At 66.5% G+C, this 23,236-nt stretch carries 24 protein-coding genes; 10 read left to right on the forward strand and 14 right to left on the reverse strand.

Translation table 11 applies throughout. The annotated features are described in order from the left end of the window. The first annotated feature begins 149 nt into the window (after positions 1-149). The 3 genes from cysT to FQU96_RS05845 are packed head-to-tail and all read left to right on the forward strand — an operon-like array spanning position 150 to position 2,934. Positions 150-956, forward strand: coding sequence for a sulfate ABC transporter permease subunit CysT (cysT, locus tag FQU96_RS05835; protein WP_146539991.1), 807 nt, complete (start codon positions 150-152; stop codon positions 954-956). Between the two features lie 3 nt (positions 957-959). Continuing rightward, a complete protein-coding gene (gene cysW, locus FQU96_RS05840; RefSeq protein ID WP_146539860.1) occupies positions 960-1,817 on the forward strand; it encodes a sulfate ABC transporter permease subunit CysW in 858 nt (285 codons plus the stop codon). Between the two features lies 1 nt (position 1,818). Next, the gene (locus tag FQU96_RS05845; protein WP_146539861.1) at positions 1,819-2,934 is read left to right on the forward strand and encodes a sulfate/molybdate ABC transporter ATP-binding protein; all 1,116 of its coding nucleotides are present in this window, start codon (positions 1,819-1,821) and stop codon (positions 2,932-2,934) included. Between the two features lie 16 nt (positions 2,935-2,950). Here the strand turns inward: FQU96_RS05845 and FQU96_RS05850 are convergent, their stop codons facing one another. Beyond that, the gene (locus tag FQU96_RS05850) at positions 2,951-3,763 is read right to left on the reverse strand and encodes a ComF family protein (RefSeq protein WP_218574606.1); all 813 of its coding nucleotides are present in this window, start codon (positions 3,761-3,763) and stop codon (positions 2,951-2,953) included. A gap of 43 nt (positions 3,764-3,806) precedes the next feature. Further along, positions 3,807-4,448: an aldolase gene (locus FQU96_RS05855; protein WP_146539862.1), complete on the reverse strand. Its 642-nt coding sequence runs from the start codon at positions 4,446-4,448 to the stop codon at positions 3,807-3,809. 98 nt (positions 4,449-4,546) lie between these two features. Between FQU96_RS05855 and FQU96_RS05860 the strand changes: the two genes are divergently transcribed. Then, positions 4,547-5,476 (forward strand): class I SAM-dependent methyltransferase, encoded by a 930-nt coding sequence (locus FQU96_RS05860; protein WP_218574607.1) that lies wholly within the window; start codon positions 4,547-4,549, stop codon positions 5,474-5,476. 67 nt (positions 5,477-5,543) lie between these two features. Further along, positions 5,544-6,356: a hypothetical protein gene (locus FQU96_RS05865; RefSeq protein ID WP_146539863.1), complete on the forward strand. Its 813-nt coding sequence runs from the start codon at positions 5,544-5,546 to the stop codon at positions 6,354-6,356. Positions 6,357-6,455: 99 nt separating this feature from the next. On the opposite strand, the gene mutT is transcribed toward FQU96_RS05865, so the two are convergent. From mutT to FQU96_RS05900, 7 genes are all read right to left on the reverse strand, one after another. Continuing rightward, positions 6,456-6,914: an 8-oxo-dGTP diphosphatase MutT gene (mutT, locus tag FQU96_RS05870; protein ID WP_146539864.1), complete on the reverse strand. Its 459-nt coding sequence runs from the start codon at positions 6,912-6,914 to the stop codon at positions 6,456-6,458. Between the two features lie 154 nt (positions 6,915-7,068). After that, complete coding sequence (gene argJ, locus FQU96_RS05875; RefSeq protein WP_146539865.1) at positions 7,069-8,307, reverse strand: bifunctional glutamate N-acetyltransferase/amino-acid acetyltransferase ArgJ; 1,239 nt, start codon at positions 8,305-8,307, stop codon at positions 7,069-7,071. A 220-nt stretch (positions 8,308-8,527) separates the two neighbouring features. Next, positions 8,528-9,448, reverse strand: a complete 921-nt coding sequence (locus FQU96_RS05880) for a peptidylprolyl isomerase (RefSeq protein ID WP_178130325.1) — start codon at positions 9,446-9,448, stop codon at positions 8,528-8,530. Between the two features lie 186 nt (positions 9,449-9,634). Then, positions 9,635-10,633, reverse strand: a complete 999-nt coding sequence (locus tag FQU96_RS05885; RefSeq protein ID WP_146539867.1) for a DUF1839 family protein — start codon at positions 10,631-10,633, stop codon at positions 9,635-9,637. A 1-nt stretch (position 10,634) separates the two neighbouring features. Further along, a complete protein-coding gene (locus FQU96_RS05890; protein ID WP_146539868.1) occupies positions 10,635-11,564 on the reverse strand; it encodes an amino acid--[acyl-carrier-protein] ligase in 930 nt (309 codons plus the stop codon). Next, on the reverse strand, positions 11,561-12,721 hold the full coding sequence (locus FQU96_RS05895) for an acyl-CoA dehydrogenase family protein (RefSeq protein ID WP_146539869.1): 1,161 nt from the start codon (positions 12,719-12,721) through the stop codon (positions 11,561-11,563). Before FQU96_RS05895 ends, FQU96_RS05890 begins: the two co-directional genes overlap by 4 nt. Then, complete coding sequence (locus FQU96_RS05900) at positions 12,718-12,978, reverse strand: acyl carrier protein (protein ID WP_146539870.1); 261 nt, start codon at positions 12,976-12,978, stop codon at positions 12,718-12,720. Before FQU96_RS05900 ends, FQU96_RS05895 begins: the two co-directional genes overlap by 4 nt. 284 nt (positions 12,979-13,262) lie before the next feature. On the opposite strand from FQU96_RS05900, the gene FQU96_RS05905 reads away from it, so the two are divergent. After that, positions 13,263-14,336, forward strand: coding sequence for a zinc-binding dehydrogenase (locus FQU96_RS05905; RefSeq protein WP_146539871.1), 1,074 nt, complete (start codon positions 13,263-13,265; stop codon positions 14,334-14,336). A 105-nt stretch (positions 14,337-14,441) separates the two neighbouring features. Here the strand turns inward: FQU96_RS05905 and FQU96_RS05910 are convergent, their stop codons facing one another. The 3 genes from FQU96_RS05910 to FQU96_RS05920 all read right to left on the reverse strand — a co-directional run bounded on the left by FQU96_RS05910 (position 14,442) and on the right by FQU96_RS05920 (position 17,158). Continuing rightward, positions 14,442-15,869: an amidase gene (locus tag FQU96_RS05910; protein ID WP_146539872.1), complete on the reverse strand. Its 1,428-nt coding sequence runs from the start codon at positions 15,867-15,869 to the stop codon at positions 14,442-14,444. Positions 15,870-15,946: 77 nt separating this feature from the next. Beyond that, positions 15,947-16,510 carry a transcription elongation factor GreB gene (gene greB, locus FQU96_RS05915; protein ID WP_146539873.1) on the reverse strand — a complete coding sequence of 188 codons (564 nt, stop codon included), beginning with the start codon at positions 16,508-16,510 and terminating at the stop codon, positions 15,947-15,949. A 15-nt stretch (positions 16,511-16,525) separates the two neighbouring features. Then, positions 16,526-17,158, reverse strand: coding sequence for a 2-hydroxychromene-2-carboxylate isomerase (locus FQU96_RS05920; protein WP_146539874.1), 633 nt, complete (start codon positions 17,156-17,158; stop codon positions 16,526-16,528). A gap of 52 nt (positions 17,159-17,210) precedes the next feature. Between FQU96_RS05920 and FQU96_RS05925 the strand changes: the two genes are divergently transcribed. Together FQU96_RS05925 and FQU96_RS05930 are read left to right on the forward strand one after the other, a co-directional pair. Continuing rightward, positions 17,211-18,719, forward strand: a complete 1,509-nt coding sequence (locus FQU96_RS05925; protein WP_146539875.1) for an FAD/NAD(P)-binding protein — start codon at positions 17,211-17,213, stop codon at positions 18,717-18,719. A 77-nt stretch (positions 18,720-18,796) separates the two neighbouring features. Then, positions 18,797-19,702, forward strand: coding sequence for a phytanoyl-CoA dioxygenase family protein (locus FQU96_RS05930; RefSeq protein WP_146539876.1), 906 nt, complete (start codon positions 18,797-18,799; stop codon positions 19,700-19,702). Positions 19,703-19,713: 11 nt separating this feature from the next. On the opposite strand, the gene FQU96_RS05935 is transcribed toward FQU96_RS05930, so the two are convergent. Further along, complete coding sequence (locus FQU96_RS05935; RefSeq protein ID WP_146539877.1) at positions 19,714-20,700, reverse strand: tripartite tricarboxylate transporter substrate binding protein; 987 nt, start codon at positions 20,698-20,700, stop codon at positions 19,714-19,716. A 97-nt stretch (positions 20,701-20,797) separates the two neighbouring features. Further along, on the reverse strand, positions 20,798-21,691 hold the full coding sequence (locus FQU96_RS05940; protein WP_146539878.1) for a DMT family transporter: 894 nt from the start codon (positions 21,689-21,691) through the stop codon (positions 20,798-20,800). Positions 21,692-21,938: 247 nt separating this feature from the next. Here FQU96_RS05940 and nthA point away from each other — a divergent pair, with 247 nt between their 5' ends. Together nthA and nthB are read left to right on the forward strand one after the other, a co-directional pair. Continuing rightward, positions 21,939-22,535 (forward strand): nitrile hydratase subunit alpha, encoded by a 597-nt coding sequence (gene nthA, locus FQU96_RS05945; RefSeq protein ID WP_146539879.1) that lies wholly within the window; start codon positions 21,939-21,941, stop codon positions 22,533-22,535. Between the two features lie 11 nt (positions 22,536-22,546). After that, entirely contained in the window at positions 22,547-23,161 is a 615-nt protein-coding gene (gene nthB / locus FQU96_RS05950; protein WP_146539880.1) for a nitrile hydratase subunit beta, read from the forward strand. The last annotated feature ends 75 nt before the right edge of the window (positions 23,162-23,236 follow it).

Genomic DNA, 23,236 nt, shown 5'->3' on the forward strand with positions numbered 1-23,236 from the left:
CGCCCGCGCGCGGTCATGATCCGTCTCAGCGCGCCGACGCGCGCGTGGAGACGCTCGCACTGACCCAGGCATTGCCCCCGATCAGCGCCGATGAAACGCCACCGCGCGGCACCGTCGTATCGTCCGTACCCTGGCGGCCGCGCAGTATCATTCCCGGTTTCGGGTTGACGCTGGGACTGACGCTGGCGTGGCTGGGTCTGATCGTCATGCTGCCGTTGGTGGCGCTCTTTGCGCGCGCCGCCAGCCTCGATACGCAGCGCTTCATCGACACCGTACTGTCCGACCGGGTGCTGGCGGCCTTGCAGCTCAGTTTCGGCGCGTCGCTGGCGGCGGGCGTGGCGAACGCCGTGTTCGGCTCGCTGCTGGCCTGGGTCCTGGTGCGCTATCGCTTTCCGGGACGGCGCCTGGTCGACGCCTTGATCGATGTGCCGTTCGCGCTGCCGACAGCGGTGGCCGGTATCGCGCTGACAGCACTCTACGCCGAGAACGGCTGGCTGGGAGCGCCGCTGGCTGAACTCGGCATCAAGGTGGCATTCACGCCGGTGGGCGTGTTCGTTGCCCTGGTGTTCATCAGCCTGCCGTTCGTGGTGCGCACGATCGAACCGGTGCTCGAGGATCTCAGCCCGGAGATCGAGGAGGCCGCGGCGTGCCTGGGGGCCAGTCGGTGGCAGACCATTCGGCGGGTGATCTTCCCCACTTTGTTCCCTGCCTTGGCCACCGGCTTCGCGTTGGCCTTCGCGCGCGCGGTCGGTGAATACGGTTCGGTGATTTTCATCGCCGGCAACCTGCCCATGGTGTCGGAGATTGCGCCGCTGCTGATCGTGATCAAGCTGGAGGAATACGCCTACGGCGAGGCCACGGCGGTCGCCGCGGTCATGCTGATGATCTCCTTTGCCCTTCTGCTGGCGATCAACCTGCTGCAGCGCTGGTCCCGCCGTCACCTGGAACGGAGGTAGGCGATGGCCGTCGGTCCCCGTTCCGCGATCAGCGCGCGTACCGAGCCGCGCCTCGTGCGCTGGATTCTGATCCTGGTGGCGCTGCTGTTCGTCAGCACCTTCATCGTGCTGCCGCTGGTCACGGTGTTCACCGAGGCGCTGCGCCAGGGCGGTCGCGCGTATTTCGCGGCGCTGGCCGATGCCGACGCGCGCGCGGCGATCGGGCTGACGCTCACCGTGGCGGCGATCGCCGTGCCGCTGAACCTGGTGTTCGGCGTCCTGGCGGCGTGGGCCATCGCCAAGTTCGAGTTCCGCGGCAAGAGCCTGCTGATCACCCTGATCGATCTGCCGTTCTCAGTCTCGCCGGTGATTTCCGGCCTGATCTACGTGCTGCTGTTCGGGCTGCAGGGATGGCTGGGGCCGTTCCTGTCGGAGCAAGGCTTCAAGATCATCTTCGCGGTGCCGGGTATCGTGCTCGCCACCATCTTCGTGACTTTTCCGTTCGTGGCCCGCGAGCTCATTCCGCTGATGCAGGAGCAGGGCACCGACGAGGAGGAGGCGGCGCTGGTGCTGGGCGCCTCGGGATGGCAGACCTTCTGGCGTGTCACGTTGCCCAATATTCGCTGGGGTCTGTTGTACGGTGTGCTGCTGTGCAACGCGCGCGCCATGGGCGAGTTCGGCGCGGTGTCGGTGGTGTCCGGCCACATCCGCGGCCTGACCAACACCATGCCGCTGCATGTCGAGATCCTCTATAATGAGTATAATTTCGTCGCGTCGTTCGCCGTGGCCTCGCTGCTGGCGCTGCTGGCGCTGGTCACGCTTCTGCTGAAGGGCGTGATCGAGTGGAAGGTGGGCCGCGGGTTGAAAGGGCGGGGGCACTGACATGGAGCATTCGCCCGCAATCCATGTGAAGGGTATCGGCAAGCGCTTTCGCAGTTTCGTCGCGCTGCAGGGTGTCGACCTCGAGATCCGCGCCGGTGAACTGCTGGCGCTGCTGGGACCTTCGGGCTCCGGCAAGACGACGCTGCTGCGGATCATCGCTGGCCTGGAGTGGCCGGACGAAGGCGAGTTGCTGCTCAATGGCGACAGCGCGTTGCGCCGCGGCGTGCGCGAGCGCCACATCGGCTTCGTCTTTCAGCACTACGCGCTGTTCCGTCATATGTCGGTAACGGAGAACGTCGCGTTCGGGCTGCGCGTGATGGTGCGCCAGCGCCGACCCAGTGACGCCGAGATCCGCAACCGCGTGCAGCGGCTGCTCGACCTGGTGCAGATCGGTCACCTCGGCGACCGTTTTCCCAGCCAGTTGTCCGGCGGCGAGCGCCAGCGCGTGGCGCTGGCCCGGGCTCTGGCCATCGAGCCCTCGGTGCTGTTGCTGGACGAGCCGTTCGGTGCGCTCGACGCCAAGGTGCGTAAGGAATTGCGGCGCTGGCTGCGTCAGTTGCACGACCGGCTGAAGATGACCACGGTGTTCGTCACCCACGACCAGGAGGAGGCCCTGGAGCTGGCCGATCGCGTGGTCGTGCTGGGGCATGGCAAGATCGAGCAGGTCGGCACGCCCGAGGAAGTCTACGGCGCGCCGCGCAATCCCTTCGTGTTCGACTTCCTGGGCCAGGTGAACCGTGTGCGCTGCCAGGTGCGTGGCGGCCGCCCGATCGTCCCCTACGCCCACGTCGAACAGTTGAACGGCGATGCCTCGCATGACGGCCCCGGCACGCTCTACGTGCGGCCGCACGATGTGGTGCTGCAGCGCGACCCGGCGGGGCCGGCAATCGTGCGGTTTGTCGGTGTTGTCGGACCGGTCGTGCGGCTGGAGATCGAGGTTGTTGTCGGCGCGCCGGTGGTGGAGGCCGAGATGCCGCACCACGTCTATGCCGGCTACCGCTTCACGGCCGGCGATCGTGTCTCGGTGCGATTCCGTGCCGCCACGTTGTTCTCGGACGTGCCGGTCGAGCCGCAAGTAACGCCGGCCGATCTGTCCCTGCAATCGGCGGACCTGTAGTCCGCGGTCCGGTCAATCACGGCATCCGCACCTGCGGGCGCACCACGCGCGCCAGGGTGAGCACATCGACGGCAGCGGCACCCGCGCGCAGCAGGGTGCGCGCGCAGGCCTCGACCGTGGCGCCGGTGGTCAGAACGTCATCGATCAGCAGCACGGTTTTGTCGCGCACCGCCGCGCGGTGGCGGGGGTTGACGCTGAAGGCACCGGCGACGTTCAGTCGCCGTTCGCGGGCATTGAGATCGGCCTGCGATGGCGTCCGTCGGTGACGAACCACCAGATCCGGCACGACGGCCTTGCCGCTGTGACGGCCGACAGCACGGGCCAGTTCGGCCGACTGGTTGTAGCGCCGCCACAGCAATCGCCAGCGGTGCAGGGGGATGGGCGCGATGACGTCGGCATCGGCCAGCAATCCGGCACCGGCCAGTGCCAGCCAGCGCCCGAACGTGGGTGCCGGGTCGAGCCGGTCGGCATGTTTGAACATCAGCACCAGACGGCGCGATTCCGCGTCGTAGCGGAAGGCAGCGCGGGCGCGGCGATAGCGCGGCCGCTTGGCAAGGCAGGCGCCGCACAGCGTTTCCGGTCCGGCGTCGACCTCGAACGGCAGGCCGCAGCAGGCGCAGACGGGCGCGGCGATGAAGGCGATCTTCGACCAGCATGCGGCACACAGCGCACCGGGTGCGTCCACGGCCGCGCTGCAGGACATGCATTGCGGCGGCAGCAACACGTCAAGCGCCGCCCGGCCGTAACGTCGCGCGGCACCGGCCAACGCCAAGCGCGCCGGGTTGAATTCCATGCGCGCCATGCCACCGCCTGAATCAGGCGAATCCATGGCGCATCCTCCTCCTCCAGCTTCGCTCGGGAGGACGACGGCCTCAATACGCCACCTTGAACGTGTGTTTGATGTCGTCGATCTGAGCCTGGCTCAGGCCGGGCGGGCGTACGTCGCGCAGCATCAGCCAAAGCTTTGCCGTCTCTTCCAGCTCCTCCAGCGCGAAGCTGGCGGCCGACACGCTGTCGTGCCAGACCAGCGGGCCCAGTCGTTCCAGCAACACCGCCCGCACGGCGGCGGCGTGGGCCAGCACGAGGTCGACCACCGCGGGATCGCCCGGCCGACGATAGGGGATCATCGGCACATGGCCCACCTTCATCACGAAATAGGGCGTGATCGGCGGCAGGACATCCTCTCGATTGACATCGGGCAGCATCGATAACGCCACGAGGTTGGTCGAGTGCGTGTGCACGATACCGCCGACATCGGGCCGGGCGCCGTAGACGGCACGGTGCAGCTCGATGGTCTTGGAGGCGCGATCGCCCGCGACCTGACGCCCATCATGATCGAGTTTGGCAAGGCTGGCGGGATCGAGGAAGCCCAGGCAGGCGTCGGTCGGCGTGATCAGGAAGCCGTCCGCGAGCCGGGCGCTGATGTTGCCGGCGGAGCCGACCGTGTAGCCGCGCCGGTGGAGGCTTTCGCCGATGCGGCAGATCTCGTCCCGGATGTGGTTTTCGGTCGGCATGAGCGGCGTTTCCTGCGTGGGGCCTGTGCAGACATTGCGGTGGCGCGTCGGGACTGTCGAGGGGCAGCACGGCAGGCGAAGTTGCGCTAGAAAGGGGCATGAGTGCCGCCCCTGACCCCATGCTGGTGTTTGACCGCGATCTTGTGCGCCTGCGGCGCGAGCGCGCCGCCGGCGCCTGGGACGGTTTTCTGAAGCGCGAGATCGCCGAGCGTCTGGTCGAGCGCCTGGATGACATCCGGCGCGCTTTCCCGGTGGCGGTCGATATCGGCTGCCATGGCGGCGAGGTCGGCAGGGCACTGCGCCAGCCCGATGGCTCGGTGCGGGGCGGGATCCAGACACTGGTATCGATCGACCTCGCCCTGGGATTCGCGCGCCGTGCCCAGGCCCACGGGCCGGCCGTCGTTGCCGACGAGGAAATGCTGCCGTTGAAGCCGGCCAGCGTCGATCTCGTGCTCAGCGCCATGGCGTTGCATTGGGTCAACGACCTGCCGGGCGCCCTGGTGCAGATTGGCCGGGCTTTGAGGCCCGACGGCTTGTTTCTGGCGGCCCTGCTGGGCGGCGAAACCCTGTGGCAGTTGCGCCAGGCGCTCGCGCAGGCCGAGAGCGACGTGGAGGGTGGGCTCAGCCCGCGCGTCTCGCCCTTTGCCGACCTGCGCGATGCTGCCGGCCTGCTGCAGCGCGCCGGCTTCGCCATGCCGGTCGCCGACGCCGAGACCATCGATGTGCGCTATCCCGATGCGCTGGCACTGATGCGCGACCTGCGGGCCATGGCCGAGGGCAATGCCGTCCGGGGCCGCCGATCGGGTTTCACCCGCCGCGAGACCTTGGCGCGGGCGGCGGCCATCTATGCCGAGCGTCACGGTGACTCCGAGGGGCGCGTGCCAGCGTCCTTCGAGGTGCTCTACCTGCATGGCTGGGCACCACACGCGGCCCAGCCACGGCCGTTGCGGCCCGGAGCCGCCACATCGCGGCTGGCCGACGCCCTGGGAACGACCGAACGTCCGGCCGGTGAAAAGGCCGGACACTGACCATCAGCCCGGGATGCGGCTTCGTCGGCACTGGCGCAAGACCCTCCCACGTCCTTATGTTGTGACCGTGCAACCGCCGCGACTCATCTTCTCCGACCTCATCACCGAAGCCTTCAGCCGGGTGACGGGAAACGTTCGCGCCCTGTTCGACATCGCCCTGGTGCCGACGGTCATCAGCGTCGGCCTGTCGCTGGCCGGCCGCCTGGTGAGCGGCGAGCGGATGGAGCCGCTCGAGGCCATGGCGATCAAGGTTTTCGACTTCGTTCCGACCGCCATGTTCGCCGTGGCCTGGTATCGGCTGGTGCTGCTGGGGCCGCAGTCGGTGAGCAGTACGCCGGGATTCGGCTGGACGGTGCGGGAGCGCGGCTACCTCGGGCAGCTCCTGCTGATTGCCGCGATTCCGATCATCCTGCACGCCCTGTTCTGGATGCTGATGCCGTGGCCGATGGAGATGCCGGGATCCGGACAGGTGCCGCCCGACGTCGAGCGCGCGATGCCGGTGGGTTTTGCCTTCACCGTGACGGCGATCATCGCGCTGCGACTGAGCTTCGGCCTCGTGGCGCCATCGGTGGACCTGGCCTGGACGCCGCGCCTGTCCTGGCGGTACGGCAAGGGCAACGGGCCCACCATCCTGTTCGCGCTGCTGTTGCTGATGGTGATCGGCGTGATCGTGAAGGCGCTGACCACGGCGATCCTGCTGACCATCGCGCTGGGCCTCTTCGGTGCGCCGCTCAGCATCGGGCCGTGGCTGCTGATCACGCTGGTCGCCGAGACCGTCGCCTACATGTCGATTGCGCCGCTGGTGACCGTTCAGGCACTGATCTTTCGCGCCCTGACCGGCTGGGCGCCCGGCGGTCCGCTGCGCCAGCCGCCGCCGTAACGTATGGTCCGTCATTCCGAGCGCAGCGAGGAATCTTCGGAAAGTAGCGCACTGCGCTTGCCCCAAAAGATCCCTCGCTGCGCTCGGGATGACGATGAGCTACAACAGATCGCGCAGCTGGGCGATCAGCGGCAGGTCGGCGGGCGGCATGGGATAGTCGCGCAGCGATTTGACCGCGACCCATTTCAGGGTTTGCCCCTCGCGCGGTTGCGGCAGGCCGCGCCACTGGCGGCAGACATACAGCGGCATCAGCAGGTGAAAGGTCTCGTAGCCATGCGAGGCGAAAGCGATCGGCGCCAGGCAGCTCCCCTTGGTCTCGATGCCCAGTTCCTCGTTCAGTTCGCGCACCAAAGCTTCTTCCGGCGTCTCGCCGTCATCGACCTTGCCGCCGGGAAACTCCCATAAGCCGGCCATCGACTTGCCGGCCGGCCGTTGCGCGATCAGCACGCGGCCGTCGACGTCGATCAATGCCACCGCGGCCACCAGCACCAGCCGGCGATCGCCCAGCGGCGGCGGCCCGCCGGGGCAGGACTCGAAGGGATCCGATGATGACGTCATGACCTCTGTCGTCCTGAGCGTTTTGTGACGCTGTCATTCCGAGCGAAGCGAGGAATCTTTCAGCGGTTCGCTGTCACGGCCGAGAAGATCCCTCGCTGCGCTCGGGATGACAGGCGTGGGCTCAAAAATCACAGGCTGTCAGGACGACAGATGATCAGCTGCGGTAGCTGCCGTTGATGTCGATGTACCGGTGCGTCAGGTCGCAGGTCCATACCGTGCACTTGCCGCGACCCAGTCCGAGTTCGATGTCGATGACGACGTCGCGGCCTTGCATGTGCTTGACCACGGGCGTTTCGTCGTATTTCGGCACGACCTGGCCGCCATCGGTGATGCGCACGCCGCCCATGGAAATACGCAGCTTGTCACGGTCGGCCTTTTCGCCGGCCTTGCCGACGGCCATGACGATGCGGCCCCAGTTGGCGTCCTCGCCGGCGATCGCGGTCTTGACCAGCGGCGAGTTGGCGACGGCCAGGCCGATCTTGCGCGCAGCGCCATTGCTGGTGGCGCCGGTCACGTTGATGGTGATGAACTTGGATGCACCTTCGCCATCACGTGCCACCAGCTGCGCCAGCTCGATCATCAGATCGTCCAGTGCGCGCTTGAACTCGACCAGCATCGGATCGTCGGCTTCGTCGATACGCGGATGCTTGGCGGCGCCGGTGGCGGCCAGCAGCAGCGTGTCGCTGGTCGAGGTATCGCCGTCGACGGTGATGCAGTTGAAGGATTTGTCGGTGGCGTCCGACAGCAGCTTCTGCAGCACCTGCGGCGGCAGCTTCGCATCGGTGAAGGCGAACGCCAGCATGGTCGCCATGTCGGGCGCGATCATGCCCGAGCCCTTGGCGAAGCCGTTCAGCGTCACCGTGCCGTCACCGATGCGGCAGGTGCGGGTCGCCAGCTTCGGGAACGTATCGGTGGTCATGATCGCCGCCGACGCCTCGGCCCAGCCGTCCTCGCGCGCGGCCTTGACCAACGCCGGCATGTGCTTGGCGAACGGGGCGGGATCCAGCGGCTGGCCGATGACTCCGGTCGACGCCATGAACACTTCGTTGCGGGCACACCCCAGGGCCTGCGCGACGGCCCGCGTTGCCTCCTCGACGGACTTGTCGCCGATCTTGCCGGTGAAGGCATTGGCGTTGCCGGCATTGGCCAGGATCGCGCGCACCTTGCCGCGCGGCAGATTCTTGCGGCACCACTCGACCGGCGCCGAAGCCGTCTTCGACCGGGTCAGCACACCGGCAATGACGGCACCGGCGGGCACGATCGCCAGCATGACGTCCGTGCGGCCCTTGTAGCGGATACCCGCCTCGACCGCGCCTAGCTTGACGCCGGCGATCCGGGGCAACGTCGGCGTCGTCTTCGGCGCCAGCGGTGATACGGCGTGCGGTGCGTTCATCGTCGCTTCGAGGCCTTTTTCGTTGGCGTTTTGGTTGTTCGCGTGCGGACGTGGACCCCAAAACGGCGGCGCGCCCCGCAGGACGCGCCGTTACCCGGAGGTGAGCCTACACTAAGTGATGTTGAAAAGTCGCGCCACTTTTCTCACCCCGCCCGCAGGCGGGCGGGGTTCATTCAGGACGCGTCGATGATGGATCTTGTGCGCGGGAGCGATGCGCCCGTCAGTTCTTGCCCGGCGTCGGCGGCGTCGCCGGTGGCGCGCCCGGTGGTGTCTCCGGAATCTTTGAGCCGTCCATGTTGAACTTCTCGATTTTCGCACTCTTGCGCAGGCCTTCCATCATCTGGCCGTACACTTCGCGCGACAACTCGGCCCTCAGCTCGTCTTCCATGTCCTCCATCGAAGGCGGTTGGGCAGCGCGCCGATCGTCAAGCCGGATGACGTGGAAGCCGAACTGGCTCTTGACCGGCGCCGGTGTGACCTCACCCTTCTTGAGCATGAAGGCCGCTTCGGCGAACTCCTTCACCATGTCGGCCTTCTTGAACCAGCCGAGGTCGCCGCCCTGGGCGCCCGATGCCTTATCGGTCGACTTGTCCTTCGCGATCTTGTCGAAGTCGCCGCCCTTCTGCAGGTCAGCGATCACGGCTTTGGCAGCGGCCTCGTCAGCAACCAGGATGTGGCGCGCCTTGACTTCCTCTTCCGGCGGCAGGTCACGCACCTTCTTTTCGTAACGTTCCTTCAACGCCTGCGGCGTGACGCGCTTGTCGATCTCCTGCGTCAGGTATTGCTCCTGCAGCAGGCGCTCTTCGAGGGCGGCCAGGCGCTTCTTGTAAGCGTCGCTGTCCTGCACCTTGCTCTTGCGCGCCTCGGTGACCTGCAATTTGGCGTCGATGATCTGCTCCAGCAGAGCCGGGTAGATGCGCTCCAGGGGCAAGCCGCGATATTGCTGCGGCAGGTTGGCCTGCGCGGCCTGGACATCCGACAGCCGGATCGACTGACCGTTGACGACGGCCACGACGGGATCACCCGGCGGCTTGGCGGCCGGCGCAGGCGCTGGTGCCGGCGGCGTCTGGGCGAAGGCCGGCGCCGCTGCGCTCAACGCCAGCAGCAGAGCGACGCGCGCGCCGCGCGAGAAAAACGTCATTCGAGGGGGCTCCCGATGCTGCACGCGCCGTGCTGGAAGCAACCCGACGCGGAATCGCACAGCATTAACCATAGCGCCCGGCTCGGGACAAGTGACGGAAATCGGGTCGCCGATCACGTCCTGGCGCGTTCGGCCGGCACAATAAGCCGGCCCAGCGCCGCGTCCAACCGCCGCAGGGTGCTGTTGCTACCGCCCGTAGCGGCGTTCAAGGGTTCCGAGCGCCAGGTCGTGCGCACGCTGCAGGTCGTCGAGGGCGACGCTGTAATCACCAAACTTCTTGCGGCTCACTGCCCGCGCAAGCTGGAACTGCAGCGCTTTGGTCCCTTCGGCGATCTGCAGGCAGGCAGCGATCGCCTCATCCAGGCCGGCTTCGCCATGCCCGGCGAGCCACTGCAGGTGACTGCCCAGCATTTCGAAATTGGCGCCGAGCTGGCGCATGATGTTGAAGGCGTAGAGGTGGAAGTAGTCCATCGGCCGCGACGCCAGCATCTCGAGATGACGCGGAAACTCGGCCCGGAACCGCGTGAAGACGCCGGCCGGCCGCCGCGCGAGGTGGTCCTTCATCAGCGCCAGCGCGCCCTCGACCAGGGCGCGGCCTTCCAGCACTTGGCCGTCGCGCTTGACGAACTCGACATAGGGAAACAGCACGTCGGGCTGCCCCTGCTGCGCCGGCAGGCGTCGGAAGAGGCCGTCGAAATCCTCGCCCTCGACAAGATGATAGCTGGTGTTGTGGAAATAGTTCATGCGCCGAGCGGCGATATCGAGCGCGCCGATGCCGATCGTCGATTTCACATGGGCCTGCTTATAGGCCGTGCCACGGGTGTCGGGCAGGTAGTAGCTGTCGACCTCGACCAGCGGCATGCGGCCACGCCGGATCTGCTCGACCGAATGGCCTTCGACCGTGTCGAAGATCGCAAGCTCCTGCACCTGAAGGCCGAACAGGGCGCGCAGGTCCTCGGGCGGGAACTTGAAGAAGGTGAAATGGTCGCCTTCGAAATCCTGCTCCACCGTGAAGGACAGCGCCGCCAGCGGCTCCAGGCCGAAGGCATGCAACACCTCGACCCAGACATCGATGTAGCAATTGGTCTCGAGCCAGATCCGATCGGGCGCGTGCAGCGCGTGCGCGCGGTAGTCGGCCGGATCGACCGGCAGCAATCGCGCGCCGGCGCCGTTTGCGTCGTCCATGTCAGCCCCAGAGCTGCTGGCGCACGGCCTGCGGCCAGGCCTTCACGTCGAAGCCGTGATACTTGAACAGCGCCAGCGCGATGCGCTCCACGCCGAAGCCGACGCAGGCGGTGTGGGCCGTGCCGCCATCATGGGTGCGGATGTTCCACACATGACCGAAATGGTCCTGGTGGTAGTTGAAGCTGAGGCACGCCGTCGGCTTCTCGGTGCTGGTGATCGGGATCAGCAGCTCGAACTTCAAGGTCTGGTCGCGCTGGTTGACCGCCAGCATCCTGCCGGCGCGGCCGAAGAAGGGGTCGTTGGCGACGTCGACGGTCAGCGGCACATCGAGCGCCGACATGATCGCCTGGCCGCGGTCGATCCAGAGCTGGCGGAACGCCATCACCTGCTCAGGCGTGCCGACGCGCACATACTCGCGCTGGCGGAAGAGCTGCATGCGCGCCGGATCGATCGATGGTTCGTGGCGGAAGCAATAGGAATAGACGTCGCTCAGCGCGCCGTTGGCCGGCAGATGGCCGCGTGCTGCCAGTACCGGATAGAGCGGGTAGCAGGCCGCCGGTGTCATCACCACTTGCGTGGCCTTCTGGCCCGGCGTCCAGTCCTCCTTCTTCAGCAGCTTCTCAATCAGCGCCGCGTGGTCGCGATCATTGCCCATGAAGCTGTGAATGGTGCCGGCGAGCTGCGGGAAGCTCTTGAGGTAGTCGCTCTCCTCGAAATGCTGCCGGTTGATGGCGGGCGGAAAACGCATGATCTCGGCGCCGTCGTTGCCGCCGTGGCGGGTGACCAGGTCGTTGAAACGCTCGATCACGTCCTCGAAGACGCCGCTGCGACCGTATAGGCCGTCGACCCCCATCGGGATCAGCAGGCCGTGCGCGATCAGGTCGTCACGGAAGGCGGCCTGCGCCGCCTGCAGGGAAGCGTCGGCACTCATGAGAACAGCCCCGGGTCGTCCTTCAGTACCAGAAGCAGGTTTGCCGTGTTGGCGAGGATGCGATCGTTGCTGACCATCAGCGCCGCCGAATGGGCATCACGCAGGTGACGGCCGACGCTGAAGTCGGAGTCGTTGCGGTAGCCCGAGATGCCGCAGATCAGCAGGGCATGGTTCACGACCTGCACCGCCATCTGCGATGTCCCGGTCTTCAGGTTGTTCATCGCCACGGCAAACGACAGCGCTGTGAGCTGCTCTGCCGAACCCAGGGCCTGCTCGTACAACTTGGCTGCCGCGACGACATTCGACTTCATGAGCTGCAGCAGGTTCACCGCTTCGGCCAACCGCAGGGCACCGGGCGGCAGGCTGCCGGCCTTCTTGCGCGCTTCGGCGCGCACGAACGTACGGGCGCGCGCGACAGCGTCGGTGGCGATGCCCAGCCACAGGCTGCTCCAGGTCAGATGCGACGTCGGCAGCATGGTCTGGGCCGAGATGTCGGCATAGGGCAGGGGCAGGATCTGCGCCACATCCCCGGTCGCGTGCAGCCAGTAACCGTTGCTGCAGGTGCCGCGCATGCCCAGGGTATCCCAGGTCGACGTCTGCTCCAGTCGATAGTCGCCTTTCAGCACGGCGACGATCACCTGATCCGAAGCCGGCGAGTCGGGCGTGCGGCGGGCCGTAACCAGGATGCCGTCGGCATCGGCGCCATAGGAGATCACCGTGGCGTTCTTGCTGAGCTTCAGGCGGGCGCCGTCGACCTCGACGGCGCAGACGCTGCTGCGCACGTCGCCGCCGACCCCGGCTTCCGACGTCGCCGACGCCAGCAGCAGCTGCTCGCCCGCCAGGCGTTGCAGCAGAGTGCGATGCCAGGCGCTTTCCTGGCCATGGCGCACGATGCATGCCACCTGGATCTGGTGCATGGCGTAGATCATCGCCGTCGATGCGCAATACTGACCCATCGCATGGCACAGCGAGAGAATTTCGGAGATCGAGGCGCCGGGGCCGCCGAAGGCGGTCGGCACCATGACGCCGAGCAGCTTCTCTGCCTTGAGGGCGGCGAACGACTCGCGGGGGAAGCGCGCCTGGCTGTCAACAGCGCCGGCGTGCCGCGCAGCGACCTCGGCACCAACCCGCCGCGCCCGCTGCAGCAGATCGCTCATGCGGCGACTTTTTCGTCCAGCAGTTCGGTAATGGCAGCCTGGATGGCGGCGACGCTTTCGAACGTGCGCCGCCGCAGCAGCCGGTCCGGAAATTCGATATCGAACTTTTCCTCCAGGCCCAGCATCAGGTTGACGGTGGCATGGGAGGTAAGGCCGGCAGCGTAGAGATCATCCGTATCGCCCAGCGTGGCGATGTCGACAGGCAAAGCGCCACCCTCGCGAATGACCTCGCGAATCTTGTCGGTTACAGTTGTCACGGCTAATACCCCCGAAATATACAATACCGACGTCGTGCTAACTAACTGAAACCAAGCATTGTTTCCCAAATTTTGTTGCGCTGCAAGATGATATTGCACAACACTGCGGAAAATATGCCAGAGGGCTTCCCCGAGCCCGAGCGATCATACCACGGCAGTGCCTGTTCTGGCACGCGCTATCGGCGTTTCGCGCACCGGCCGCTCGCCGATATTGATGATCCCGCCCCCGCTGGCACCCGTGCGATCATCTATCGAACGCTCGATCGATGGAACGGGAGGTTGTGATGCGTGCGGCGATCCTCAGGCACGGCGATCTTGTCGTCGACACGGTACCCGATCCAGTGCCGGGTCCCGGGCAGGTGCTGGTGAAGTCGCTGGTGTGCGGGATCTGCGGCTCGGATTTGCATGCCCACAAGCATGGTCCCCGCATGGTCGACGTCTCGCGGCGGATCGGTGGCCGCCCGCCGATGGATCTCAGCCGGGATATCGTTTTCGGTCACGAGTTCTGTGCCGAGCTGCTCGACCATGGGCCGGGTACCACCCGCAAGCTGAAGCCAGGCACGCGTGTCTGTTCCATGCCGATCGTCATGACCGCCGAGGGGCCGCGGACCGTGGGCTACTCGAACGAGTTTCCCGGCGGCTTTGCCGAGCGCATGGTGCTGAACGAGGCGCTGCTGATCGAAGTACCCAACGGCCTGTCGGCCGAGCATGCGGCGCTGACCGAGCCGTTGGCTGTCGGCATCCATGCCGTCGAGAAAGCGGCTGCCCGGGGTGATGAGGTGCCCCTGGTGATCGGCTGCGGCCCGGTGGGCTTGGCCGTGATCGCGGCGCTCAAGCTCAAGAACCTGCGGCCGATCATCGCCGCCGACTTTTCACCAGCGCGACGCAAGCTGGCCGAGCGGCTGGGCGCCGACATCGTGGTCGATCCCGCGGCAACATCGCCTTACCAGGCCTGGATGGAAAAGGCGGCGATCGATGGCGTTGTGCCGGCCGCGGTGTGGAGCGCGACGCCGCCCTACAAGCCGGCCCTGATCTTCGAGTGCGTCGGCGTGCCGGGCGTCCTGCAGCAGGTGTTCGAGGGTGTGCCGCGCGGGGCCCGCATCGTGGTCGTCGGCGTCTGCATGGAGATCGACAAGATCGAGCCGATGTTCTGCATCAGCAAGGAGCTGAACGTTCAGTTCGTGCTGGGCTACACGCCCGAGGAGTTCGCGCGCGCCCTGCGCCTGATCGCCGAGGGTCAGGTCGAAGCCCAGGCGCTGATCACCGGCAAGGTCGGCGTCGACGGCGTCAAGGACGCCTTCGAGCAGCTCGGCAATCCCGAACGGCATACCAAGATCCTGGTCGAACCCTGGCGCTGAGGGTTTGTCATCCCGAGCGCAGCGAGGGATCTTTTGATGCAGGCGCACCCGTGCGTCTCTTCCAGAAGATCCCTCGCTGCGCTCGGGATGACGGGAACGACGCCCTCACCCGATCACGGGGCGTCGATCGGCCCAGGGGCAGGCCTGCTCGAACAGCGCCGCGACGCGCAGCACGTCCATGTCCGCCCACCAGCGGCCCACGATCTGCAATCCGGTCGGCAGGCCATCGGGCGCCCAGCCGGATGGTACCGAAATCGCCGGATGACCCGTGAGGTTGAACGGGTACTGGTAGGCGGTCCAGCTCTGGCGGGTCAGGCCGCACGGCTGGTTGTTGATGATGACCGGCTGGGTGGCGTCGAACGTGGCATCCAGCGCGGTGCGCGCCGTGGTCGGCGACACCAGGAAGTCGTAGCGCCGGAACAGGCGCTGGATCGCCTGGAACAGGGTGGAGCGGGCGTACTCGGCATTGCGCACGTCGGTCATGCTGAAGGCCTGGCCCCATTCGGCAAAGGCGACCAGCGAGGGATCCATCTTGTCGCGCCACTGGGGGAAGCGCGGCAGCATCTTGGCCGCGATCGCCGACTGGTAGAGCACGCGGCCTTCGTACTCGATCCAGTCGATCGTTTCGCTGACCGGTTCGATCTCGGCGCCCAGTGCGGCGAGAGCCTTCAGTGCCGCGTCGGTGTTGGCCTGGACGGCATCGTCGACCTGCGGGTTGGCCATTTTGGCGATGTAGCCGATCCGGATGCCTGTGAGGCGTTGGCCGGCCAGGATCGGGGAGATCGGTCGAAGGCCGGTCTGCGCCAGTGACCACGGGTCGCGGTCGTCGGGGCCGACCAGGGTCGAGAACATCAGCGCCGCGTCGGCCACCGTGCGCGTCATCGGTCCCGCGTAGGCGTTGTTGGCGAAGACGTCGCTGGCGGTCTCCATGGGGATGGCACCCAGGGTCGGCTTCAGGCCGACGATGCCGCAGGTCGCGGCCGGCCCGCGGATCGAGCCGGCACCGTCGGTGCCGATGGCCAAGGGCGCCAGGCCCGCCGCAATGGCGCCGGCCGCGCCGCCGCTGGAGCCGCCGGTCGTGCGGTCGAGCGCCCAGGGATTGCGGGTGATGCCCTGCAACGGGCTGTCGGTCAGGCCCTTGTGGCCGAACTCCGGCGTCGTGGTCTTGCCGATGATGATGGCGCCAGCCGTCCTGAGCCGCGCCGGCGTCACGCCATCCTGGGCGGCGACATTGTCGGCGAAGATGTGCGAGCCGTGTGTCGTACGCACGCCGGCGACATCGATCAGATCCTTGATGCTGACCGGCACGCCATGCAAGGGGCCCAGGGGCACGCCGCCGGCCACATCGGCCTCGGCCTGGCGCGCGGCGGCGCGTGCGGCATCGGCCATCACCGTGACGAAGGCGTTGAGCTTCGGCTGCAGGCGTTCGATGGCAGCCAGGATCGCCTCGACATACTCGACCGGCGACAGCTTGCGCCGGCGGATCAAGGCGGCGGCATCGGCGGCAGACAGGAACAGAAGATCATCGGTCATGGAACGGGCCCGCTGGAAACAGTTCACCCGTCTCAAGTCAGGTGCTTAGCGGGCGGCCGCAACCTATCGCAATCCGATCAGGCTTTGCCAGCGTCGGGATAGCGGATCGCCAGCACCTCGATGTTGTCGAGGCCCGCGGGTGTGCGCACCTGCACCGTGTCGCCTTCCTGCGCTTTCAGCAGAGCGCGGGCGATCGGCGACAACCAGCTCACGTGGCCGCGCTCGAGATCGACCTCGTCGGCACCGACGATGGTGATGGTGTGTTCCTCGTCGCGCCCGTTGACGTAGGTGACGGTCGCGCCGAAGAAGATCTGGTCACGCCGCGGCTGCTTGGATGCGTCGACGACCTCGGCATGCTCCAGCCGCTTGCTCAGGAAGCGGATGCGGCGGTCGATCTCGCGCAGGCGCTTCTTGCCGTAGAGATAGTCGCCGTTCTCCGACCGATCGCCATTGGCGGCTGCCCACGCCACGATCTTCACGACCTCGGGGCGTTCGGTGTTCATCAGGGTCAGCATCTCTTCGCGCAGGCGCGCGAAGCCCTGCGGTGTGACGTAGTTCTTCACGCCGGTCGGCAACGACGGTGCGTCATCCGGCAGATCGTCGTCGACGTCGTCGGTTTCCTTGGTGAAAGCTTTGCTCATGGCATCGTCCTGCCTTTACTGGCCGAGCCGGATCCGCAACGCATCGAGCGCGCGATCGACGAAGTCGAGCCGGTCCTGGCCCCAGAAGCGCTCGCCGTCGACGATGAAGGTCGGCGCGCCGAACACACCCAGCGCCTCGGCCTCCTCGCTGTACCGCTTGTACAACGCCTGGACCGGCGCGCTGGTTTCGGCGGCGACCAGGGCGGCGCCATCGAAGCCGTTCTCGTCCCCGATCTGGCGTCGCACCGCAGGATCGGCAGTATCGCGTTCCTCGGCCCACAGGGCGCGCAGCAGCGCGTGCGACAGCCGCAGCGCGTCGAGGCCGGCCGACTGCGCGGCAATCACCATCCAGCCCGGCGCCTTGTTCCAGTTCGGGTCGGTGATCACCTGGGGATAGTGTTTCGGCTTCAGGTTCAGCGGCATGCCGAGATACCGGCGCCAGCGATCGAGCTCGAGTTCATGGTAGCTGCGGCGCGGTTCGGGCCGGGTGCGCAATGGTACGCCGCCGGTGCGCGGTACCACGGCCTGAAAGTCGTAGGGCTTCAGCACCAGCTTGACCCGATGTCGGCGAACAACGTCCTGCAGCCGCGGGCCGGCAAAATAGGCCCAGGGCGAGGACACACTGTAGTAGCACGGCAATTCGATCATCAATTCAGACTCTGCTATGAGGTCCGCGTCGTGCCGACAAAGGCGAGCGGGAATGGACAAAATCCTCGACAACATAGGGCAGCGCAAGGGCGGTGACGCCGGCATCGGGTCGACGGGCCTGGGCGCTCTGGAAGATGCGGCCCGGCATGACCTGCAGCGGCTCAACTACCCGACGGCCAATTGGGTCGTGCCCGCCACGGCGCCTGACGGTAAACCTGCATGCGATGTGCTGATCGTCGGCGGCGGCATGTGCGGCCAGACCGCGGCGTTCGCTCTGCGGCGCGACGGCGTGTGCAACATCCGGATCATCGATCGCAACCCGCCGGGAAGGGAAGGTCCCTGGGGTACCTTCGCGCGCATGGAGACGCTGCGCTCGCCCAAGCAGCTCACCGGCCCCGACCTGGGCGTTGCGACGCTCACCTATCGTGCGTGGTATGAGGCTCATCACGGTATCGACGGCTGGGAAGCCCTGCACAAGGCGCCGCGGTTGGATTGGCTCGACTATCTGCTGTGGGTGCGCCGCATCGCGGCGCTGCCGATCGAGAACGATACGGCCATGACGTCGTTGGACGCGGATGGTGCGTTCCTGCGGGTAAGCCTGCGCGGACCGCGCGGTCCTGAGGTCGTCTTCGCGCGCAAGGTCGTGCTGGCGCTGGGCCGCGACGGCAGTGGTGCGCCACGCTGGCCGACCTTTGCGTCGTTCGATCCCGCCGGCGCTGCCGTACGTGGGCGCGTGTTCCATTCGTCCGACGACATCGATTTTGCGGTGCTCGCTGGACGGCGCGTCGGGGTGCTCGGGGCCGGCGCCTCGGCGTTCGACAATGCCGGCAGCGCGCTGGAGGCGGGGGCCGGCGCGGTGGTCATGTTTGCGCGTCGGCGCTTCCTGCCGCAGGTCAACAAATCCAAGGGCGCGTCATTTCCCGGCTTTCAGCGCGGCTTCGCCGCCCTGGACGACGATCGGCGCTGGCGCTTCATGACCTACATCTTCGACGAGCAGGCGCCGCCGCCGCACGAGTCGGTGCTGCGCTGCGATCGCCACGAAGGATTCGCGATTCGTTTCAGCGAGCCGTGGACGGATCTTGCCGTCGATGGCGATGGCGTGATGGTGACGACGCCGGCCGGTCGGCACCGCTTCGATGCCGTGATCATCGCGACCGGTTTCGATGTCGACCTGACCGAACGTCTCGAACTGGCATCGCTGCGTGACCAGATCATGCTATGGGCCGATCGCCGCGCACCGGCGGAGAGTGCCGCCGAATTGGAGGCGGCGCGCTTTCCTTATCTGGGCGACGGTTTCCAGCTGTGTCCGCGCAGCGAGGGCGCGACACCGCGACTGGCCGATATTCACGTCTTCAACTGGGGCTGCACCATGAGCCACGGGCCGCTGGCGGGTGATATCCCGGGGCTGGGGGTCGGCGCCACGCGGCTGGCGCACGCGATCGTGCGCGACCTATTCGTGGCCGATGCCGATTGCCACTTCGAAGCGCTGGTCGCCCATGAGGAGCCGGAGCTGGCGCCCACCCGCTACTTCGTGCCACGCGAGCAGCGCGCTGTCGAATAGCTGCCACGCGCGACGGGGTATGTCGGGCTGGTGTGAAACCTTGCACCTTGGCGAGGCGATTTCGGGAGGTCGCCGGCATGAAAACCCAGGACGTGCTCAAGCACCCGGCCAACGTGTTGACCCGTGAGCAGCGGGATTTCTATTTCAAGAACGGTTTCCTCGTGTTGCCCGACCATGTGCCGCAGGCGTGGCTGACGCGCTTGCGCGAGGCGACGGCGGTTCTTCTGGATCGCAGCCGCGCGGTGCGCGAGTCCGATACGGTCTATGTGCTGGAGCAAGGCCACTCGCCGCAGACGCCGCGGCTGCACCGTGTCAGCAGTCCGCAGGATCAGCATCCGGTGTTCTGGGAATTCATGACCGATCCGGTCATGACGGATCTGGCGGCCGACGTCGTGGGTCCCGACGTGAAGTTCCATCATGCCAAACTCAATGTGAAGTCAGGCAACGGCAGCCAGGGATTCGGCTGGCACCAGGACATCCCCGCTTGGCCTCATACCGATTTCAGTCCGGTGACCATCGGTGTCTACATCGATGGCTGCCGGGACGATCAGGGTCCGCTGACCGTCGCCCGCGGCAGCCACGAAGGTCCGCTGTTCTCGATGTACGACGATGCCGGCAACTTCGTCGTCAAGATCCGGCCCCAGGATCTCGCCTGGCTCAAGGACGACATGATCGACAGCCTGACCGGCGGGCCGGGAACCACGGTGCTGCTCAACTGTCGCATCGTCCATGGCTCGGCACCCAACCGCGCGCCGGCGGCACGTCCGCTGCTGCTGCCCGTCTATTCGTCGGCCGATTCGTTTGCCTACACGCCGAATCCCATCCCCACCCCGCACCAGGGCGACATCGTGCGCGGCAAGGCGGCGCAGTTCGCCAGTTTCGACACCCGTCCCGTGGAGATGCCACCCGACTGGCGCGGTGGCTACAAGCCCGTGTGGGCGCACAAGAAGCCGGGCGCGAACGAGCGTACGGCGGGCTACTAGGGGAGCGACCGTCAGTCGACCGTCGCGCCCACGGCCTTCACCACCTCCGCCCATTTGGCGCGATTGGTTTTCACCGTGGCGCGGAACTGCTCGACCGACTCGATGCGCGGCGCAAGGCCGGTCTCCAGGAACTTCTGGCGCAGGGCCGGGAGCTCCAGGGTTGCCTTCACCGCTGCGTTGATGCGGGCAGCGATCTTGGGATCGAGGTCCTTGGGTCCGAACAGGCCGAACCACGTGTAGCTCTCATAACCCGGCACGCCCGCTTCATCGATGGTTGGGATATCGGCCACGGCGGCGACACGCGTCTTGGTCGTCACGCCCAACAGGCGAACCTTCCCCGCCCGCCATTGCGCGAGCACGGTCTGCACCTGATTGAAGATGCAGCAGACATCGCCTTTCAGCACGCCCTGCAGCGCTTCCGGGCCGCCCTTGTAGGGGACATGCACCATCTGCAGGCCGGCGCGGGCGACGAACTCGGCAAAGGCGAGGTGTGTGCCGGTGCCGTTGCCGGTCGAGGCGTAGTTGTACTTGCCGGGGTTCGCCTTCACGGTGTCGATGAACGCCTTCACCGACGTCACGTCGATCACGTCGGGATTGACCGTGAGAACGTTCGATACATCGACCAGGGGCGCGATCGGCGTGAAGTCGGCCTCGACGTCGAACGGCAGGCGCTTGTAGAGCGCGGCGTTGACGCCGTGTGTCGCTGCCGTGCCCAACAGCAGCGTGTAGCCGTCGGGCTTGGCCCGCGCGACCGCCTCGGACGCGACGTTGCCGCCGGCGCCGGGGCGGTAGTCGATAACGACTTTGGCGCCGAGTTCCTTTTCCAGCGGCTCCTGCAGGGTGCGGGCGACGACGTCGGTGCCTGATCCCGCGGGGAAGCCCATCAGGATGGTGATCGGCTTGGCCGTCGGCCAGTCCTGGGCCATGGCGGGAACGGCGGCAAGGACCATGACCGCCAGCAACGCCGCCCGGGCGGCGCGCGGCAAGGGCAACAGCATGGCGTTTCTCCAGGCACGAGGGTTTGTGTGGCAGCCGATCGTATCGGGCGATCGCGACGATGGGAACGAAAGACCCTGGCGGCCGAACGCCGGCCGCTTAGCCGTTCTTGCGGGCCGGAACGGTCATGGCGATGACACCCGCGATGACGCATGCCAAGCCGACCCAGGCAGCCGCCGTCAGTGTTTCACCGAGAAACATCACGCCGATCGCCACCCCGATCGGCACCCGCAGATAGGCCTGTGCCGTGGTTCCGACCGACCCGAGTGTCTGGACAAGCCGGAAGTAGATGACGAAGGCCAGAGCCGTTGAAAACGCTGACAGCGCGAGCAGCGCCAGGACGGACGACGCGGTCGGCGCCAGTGCCCACGGCTGATCGATCACCATGCTCGCCGGTACAAGGATGGCTGCGCCGCAGATCAGCGAGCCTGCTGCCGGCATCACCGGATCGAGCCCTTTGAAGCTCTTGCCGAAGATCGCGGCGCCGGCATAGCAGATCGTGGCGGCGACGATGGCGAGTTGAGGCCACAACTGGTGCCCAATCCCGTCCAGGGCGCCGACGCCGACGATCAGGCATATGCCGAGCAACCCGGCGACGACACCGAACAGCTTGCGCCCGGTCACGGACTCGTGCCGTGTCATGAGCGCCGTCAGCAGAAACGCGAAGATCGGGGACGTCGAGTTGAGGATCGTCGCGAGACCGGCATCCGTCGTCTGCTGGGCCCAGGCAATCAGGGTGAACGGGATGACGCTGTTGAGACAGGCCTGAAACAGGAAGCGTCCCCAGGACTGCTGGTCTCGTGGCAACGAGAGTCCTCGCCAGCGGATGATGGCAAGAAGGATCGAACCGGCGATCAGCGTTCTGGCCGCGATCAGCGTCACCGGTGGGATGGTTTCGACGCCGATCTTGATGAAGGTATAGGACGCTCCCCACAGCGTCGACAGCGCCAGGAGCAACACCAGTTCTCCCGCCCTATTCGTCGTGCCCGTCATCGCTTTCCCGATCGTGCGGATGCTATGCGGCGCGTCTCTAGCGGTTCCGAGGGTGATCGATGCTTCGATCGACATCGAACCTATGGCTGTTCGGGCGCGGGCAATGCCGCGCTCCTTCTCCCGGGAAGTGAGATAGAAAAACTAACGCAGGATGAGGCGCTGTATGCTTTCTCACGCGGTGAGCGTATTGACTCGCGACGGTGATGGATCATGCTGCGGCCCCGATTTACGCAGCCAAGGTAGAGCCATGCCCGACCACAGCCACGTCCATCATCCCACCGCCTCCGTCGAGCAGCGCGTCGATGCGATCCAGGCCGTCTTCGAGGATCGCGGCATGAAGCCCGGTGCGTTCATCGACGAGTTCAAGCATCTCGCCGAGGAGGAATGGGTACCCCAGAATGGTGCGCGCGTGGTGGCCAAGGCATGGACCGATCCGGCCTTCAAGCAGCGCCTGCTGGCCAACGGCCGCGACGCCGTTGCCGAACTGGGGCTCACGATGCCGCCGCACCATCGCCATCTCGTGGCGCTGGAGAACACGCCCACCCTGCACAACGTCATCGTCTGCACGCTGTGCTCGTGCACGGCCTTTACGATCATCGGCCTGCCGCCCGACTGGTACAAGGATCTCGAGTACCGCGCGCGTGTCGTGCGCCAGTCGCGCACCGTGCTGAAGGAAATGGGCCTCGACCTGCCGTCGTCGATCGATATCCGCGTGTGGGACACCACGGCGGACACCCGTTACATGGTGCTGCCCGTGCAGCCATCGCACACCGTGGGCTGGTCGGAGGCGGAACTCGCCAAGATCGTCACCAAGGACTCGATGATCGGCGTCGCGCGCCTGTAGGAGCTTCGACCATGGACGGCATTCATGACATGGGCGGCCGGCAGGGCTTCGGCCGCGTGCGCTACACGCTCAAGGCGCAGACCTTCCACGAGCCGTGGGAGAAGCGCGTCAATGCGCTCTATTCGCTGGCGGTCAAGCTCGGCATCTTCAACATGGACGAGTATCGCCATGCCATCGAGCGCATGGAGCCGCGACACTACCTGTCGGCCAGCTACTACGAGCGATCGCTGACCAGCCTGGCGACCCTGTGCGTCGAGAAAGGCATCGTCACGCGCGAGGAGTTGGAGCGCCGTGCCCAGGGCGAGTATCCGCTCTCGCTGCCCAGCGCGCCGGGTCGTACCAATGTCGCCGATCGCCAGCGATTCAAACCAGGCGATCGGGTTACGGTGCGCCCGGAGCACGTGCCCGGCCATGTCCGCATGCCGGGATACATCCGCGGCAAGACCGGCGTCGTGGTGGGCGAGTCGCCGGTCTATCCGTTTCCCGACGCGCACGCGCACGGCGTCGAATCCGCCGACGAGCCGACCTACGACGTGCGTTTCAACGCCGAGGAACTGTGGCCCAACGGCGCCGACCCGGCGCACGTCCATGTCGGCGTCTTCCAAAGCTATCTGGTGAAGGCGTAGTGATCCTGGGAGCGCGGGCGTCCCGCCCGCTCATGTCTGGCGAAAGCAAGCTTTCGCCTTGATGCGGGCCAGAGG

The organism is Reyranella sp. CPCC 100927 (assembly GCF_007859315.1).
In the GTDB taxonomy this organism is placed as follows: Bacteria; Pseudomonadota; Alphaproteobacteria; order Reyranellales; family Reyranellaceae; genus Vineibacter.

Excerpts from the sequence above, each read along its gene's own strand:
- nthA (WP_146539879.1), top strand. The coding sequence starts at position 21,939 with ATGCCCGACCACAGCCACGTCCATCATCCCACCGCCTCCGTCGAGCAG.
- nthB (WP_146539880.1), top strand. The coding sequence starts at position 22,547 with ATGGACGGCATTCATGACATGGGCGGCCGGCAGGGCTTCGGCCGCGTG.
- greB (WP_146539873.1), bottom strand. The coding sequence starts at position 16,510 with ATGAGCAAAGCTTTCACCAAGGAAACCGACGACGTCGACGACGATCTG.
- argJ (WP_146539865.1), bottom strand. The coding sequence starts at position 8,307 with ATGAACGCACCGCACGCCGTATCACCGCTGGCGCCGAAGACGACGCCG.
- FQU96_RS05935 (WP_146539877.1), bottom strand. The coding sequence starts at position 20,700 with ATGCTGTTGCCCTTGCCGCGCGCCGCCCGGGCGGCGTTGCTGGCGGTC.
- FQU96_RS05850 (WP_218574606.1), bottom strand. The coding sequence starts at position 3,763 with ATGGATTCGCCTGATTCAGGCGGTGGCATGGCGCGCATGGAATTCAAC.
- FQU96_RS05855 (WP_146539862.1), bottom strand. The coding sequence starts at position 4,448 with ATGCCGACCGAAAACCACATCCGGGACGAGATCTGCCGCATCGGCGAA.
- FQU96_RS05885 (WP_146539867.1), bottom strand. The coding sequence starts at position 10,633 with ATGGACGACGCAAACGGCGCCGGCGCGCGATTGCTGCCGGTCGATCCG.
- cysW (WP_146539860.1), top strand. The coding sequence starts at position 960 with ATGGCCGTCGGTCCCCGTTCCGCGATCAGCGCGCGTACCGAGCCGCGC.
- FQU96_RS05940 (WP_146539878.1), bottom strand. The coding sequence starts at position 21,691 with ATGACGGGCACGACGAATAGGGCGGGAGAACTGGTGTTGCTCCTGGCG.
- FQU96_RS05920 (WP_146539874.1), bottom strand. The coding sequence starts at position 17,158 with ATGATCGAATTGCCGTGCTACTACAGTGTGTCCTCGCCCTGGGCCTAT.
- FQU96_RS05930 (WP_146539876.1), top strand. The coding sequence starts at position 18,797 with ATGAAAACCCAGGACGTGCTCAAGCACCCGGCCAACGTGTTGACCCGT.
- FQU96_RS05845 (WP_146539861.1), top strand. The coding sequence starts at position 1,819 with ATGGAGCATTCGCCCGCAATCCATGTGAAGGGTATCGGCAAGCGCTTT.
- mutT (WP_146539864.1), bottom strand. The coding sequence starts at position 6,914 with ATGACGTCATCATCGGATCCCTTCGAGTCCTGCCCCGGCGGGCCGCCG.
- FQU96_RS05910 (WP_146539872.1), bottom strand. The coding sequence starts at position 15,869 with ATGACCGATGATCTTCTGTTCCTGTCTGCCGCCGATGCCGCCGCCTTG.
- FQU96_RS05860 (WP_218574607.1), top strand. The coding sequence starts at position 4,547 with ATGAGTGCCGCCCCTGACCCCATGCTGGTGTTTGACCGCGATCTTGTG.
- FQU96_RS05890 (WP_146539868.1), bottom strand. The coding sequence starts at position 11,564 with ATGAGTGCCGACGCTTCCCTGCAGGCGGCGCAGGCCGCCTTCCGTGAC.
- FQU96_RS05925 (WP_146539875.1), top strand. The coding sequence starts at position 17,211 with ATGGACAAAATCCTCGACAACATAGGGCAGCGCAAGGGCGGTGACGCC.
- FQU96_RS05905 (WP_146539871.1), top strand. The coding sequence starts at position 13,263 with ATGCGTGCGGCGATCCTCAGGCACGGCGATCTTGTCGTCGACACGGTA.
- FQU96_RS05880 (WP_178130325.1), bottom strand. The coding sequence starts at position 9,448 with ATGACGTTTTTCTCGCGCGGCGCGCGCGTCGCTCTGCTGCTGGCGTTG.
- FQU96_RS05895 (WP_146539869.1), bottom strand. The coding sequence starts at position 12,721 with ATGAGCGATCTGCTGCAGCGGGCGCGGCGGGTTGGTGCCGAGGTCGCT.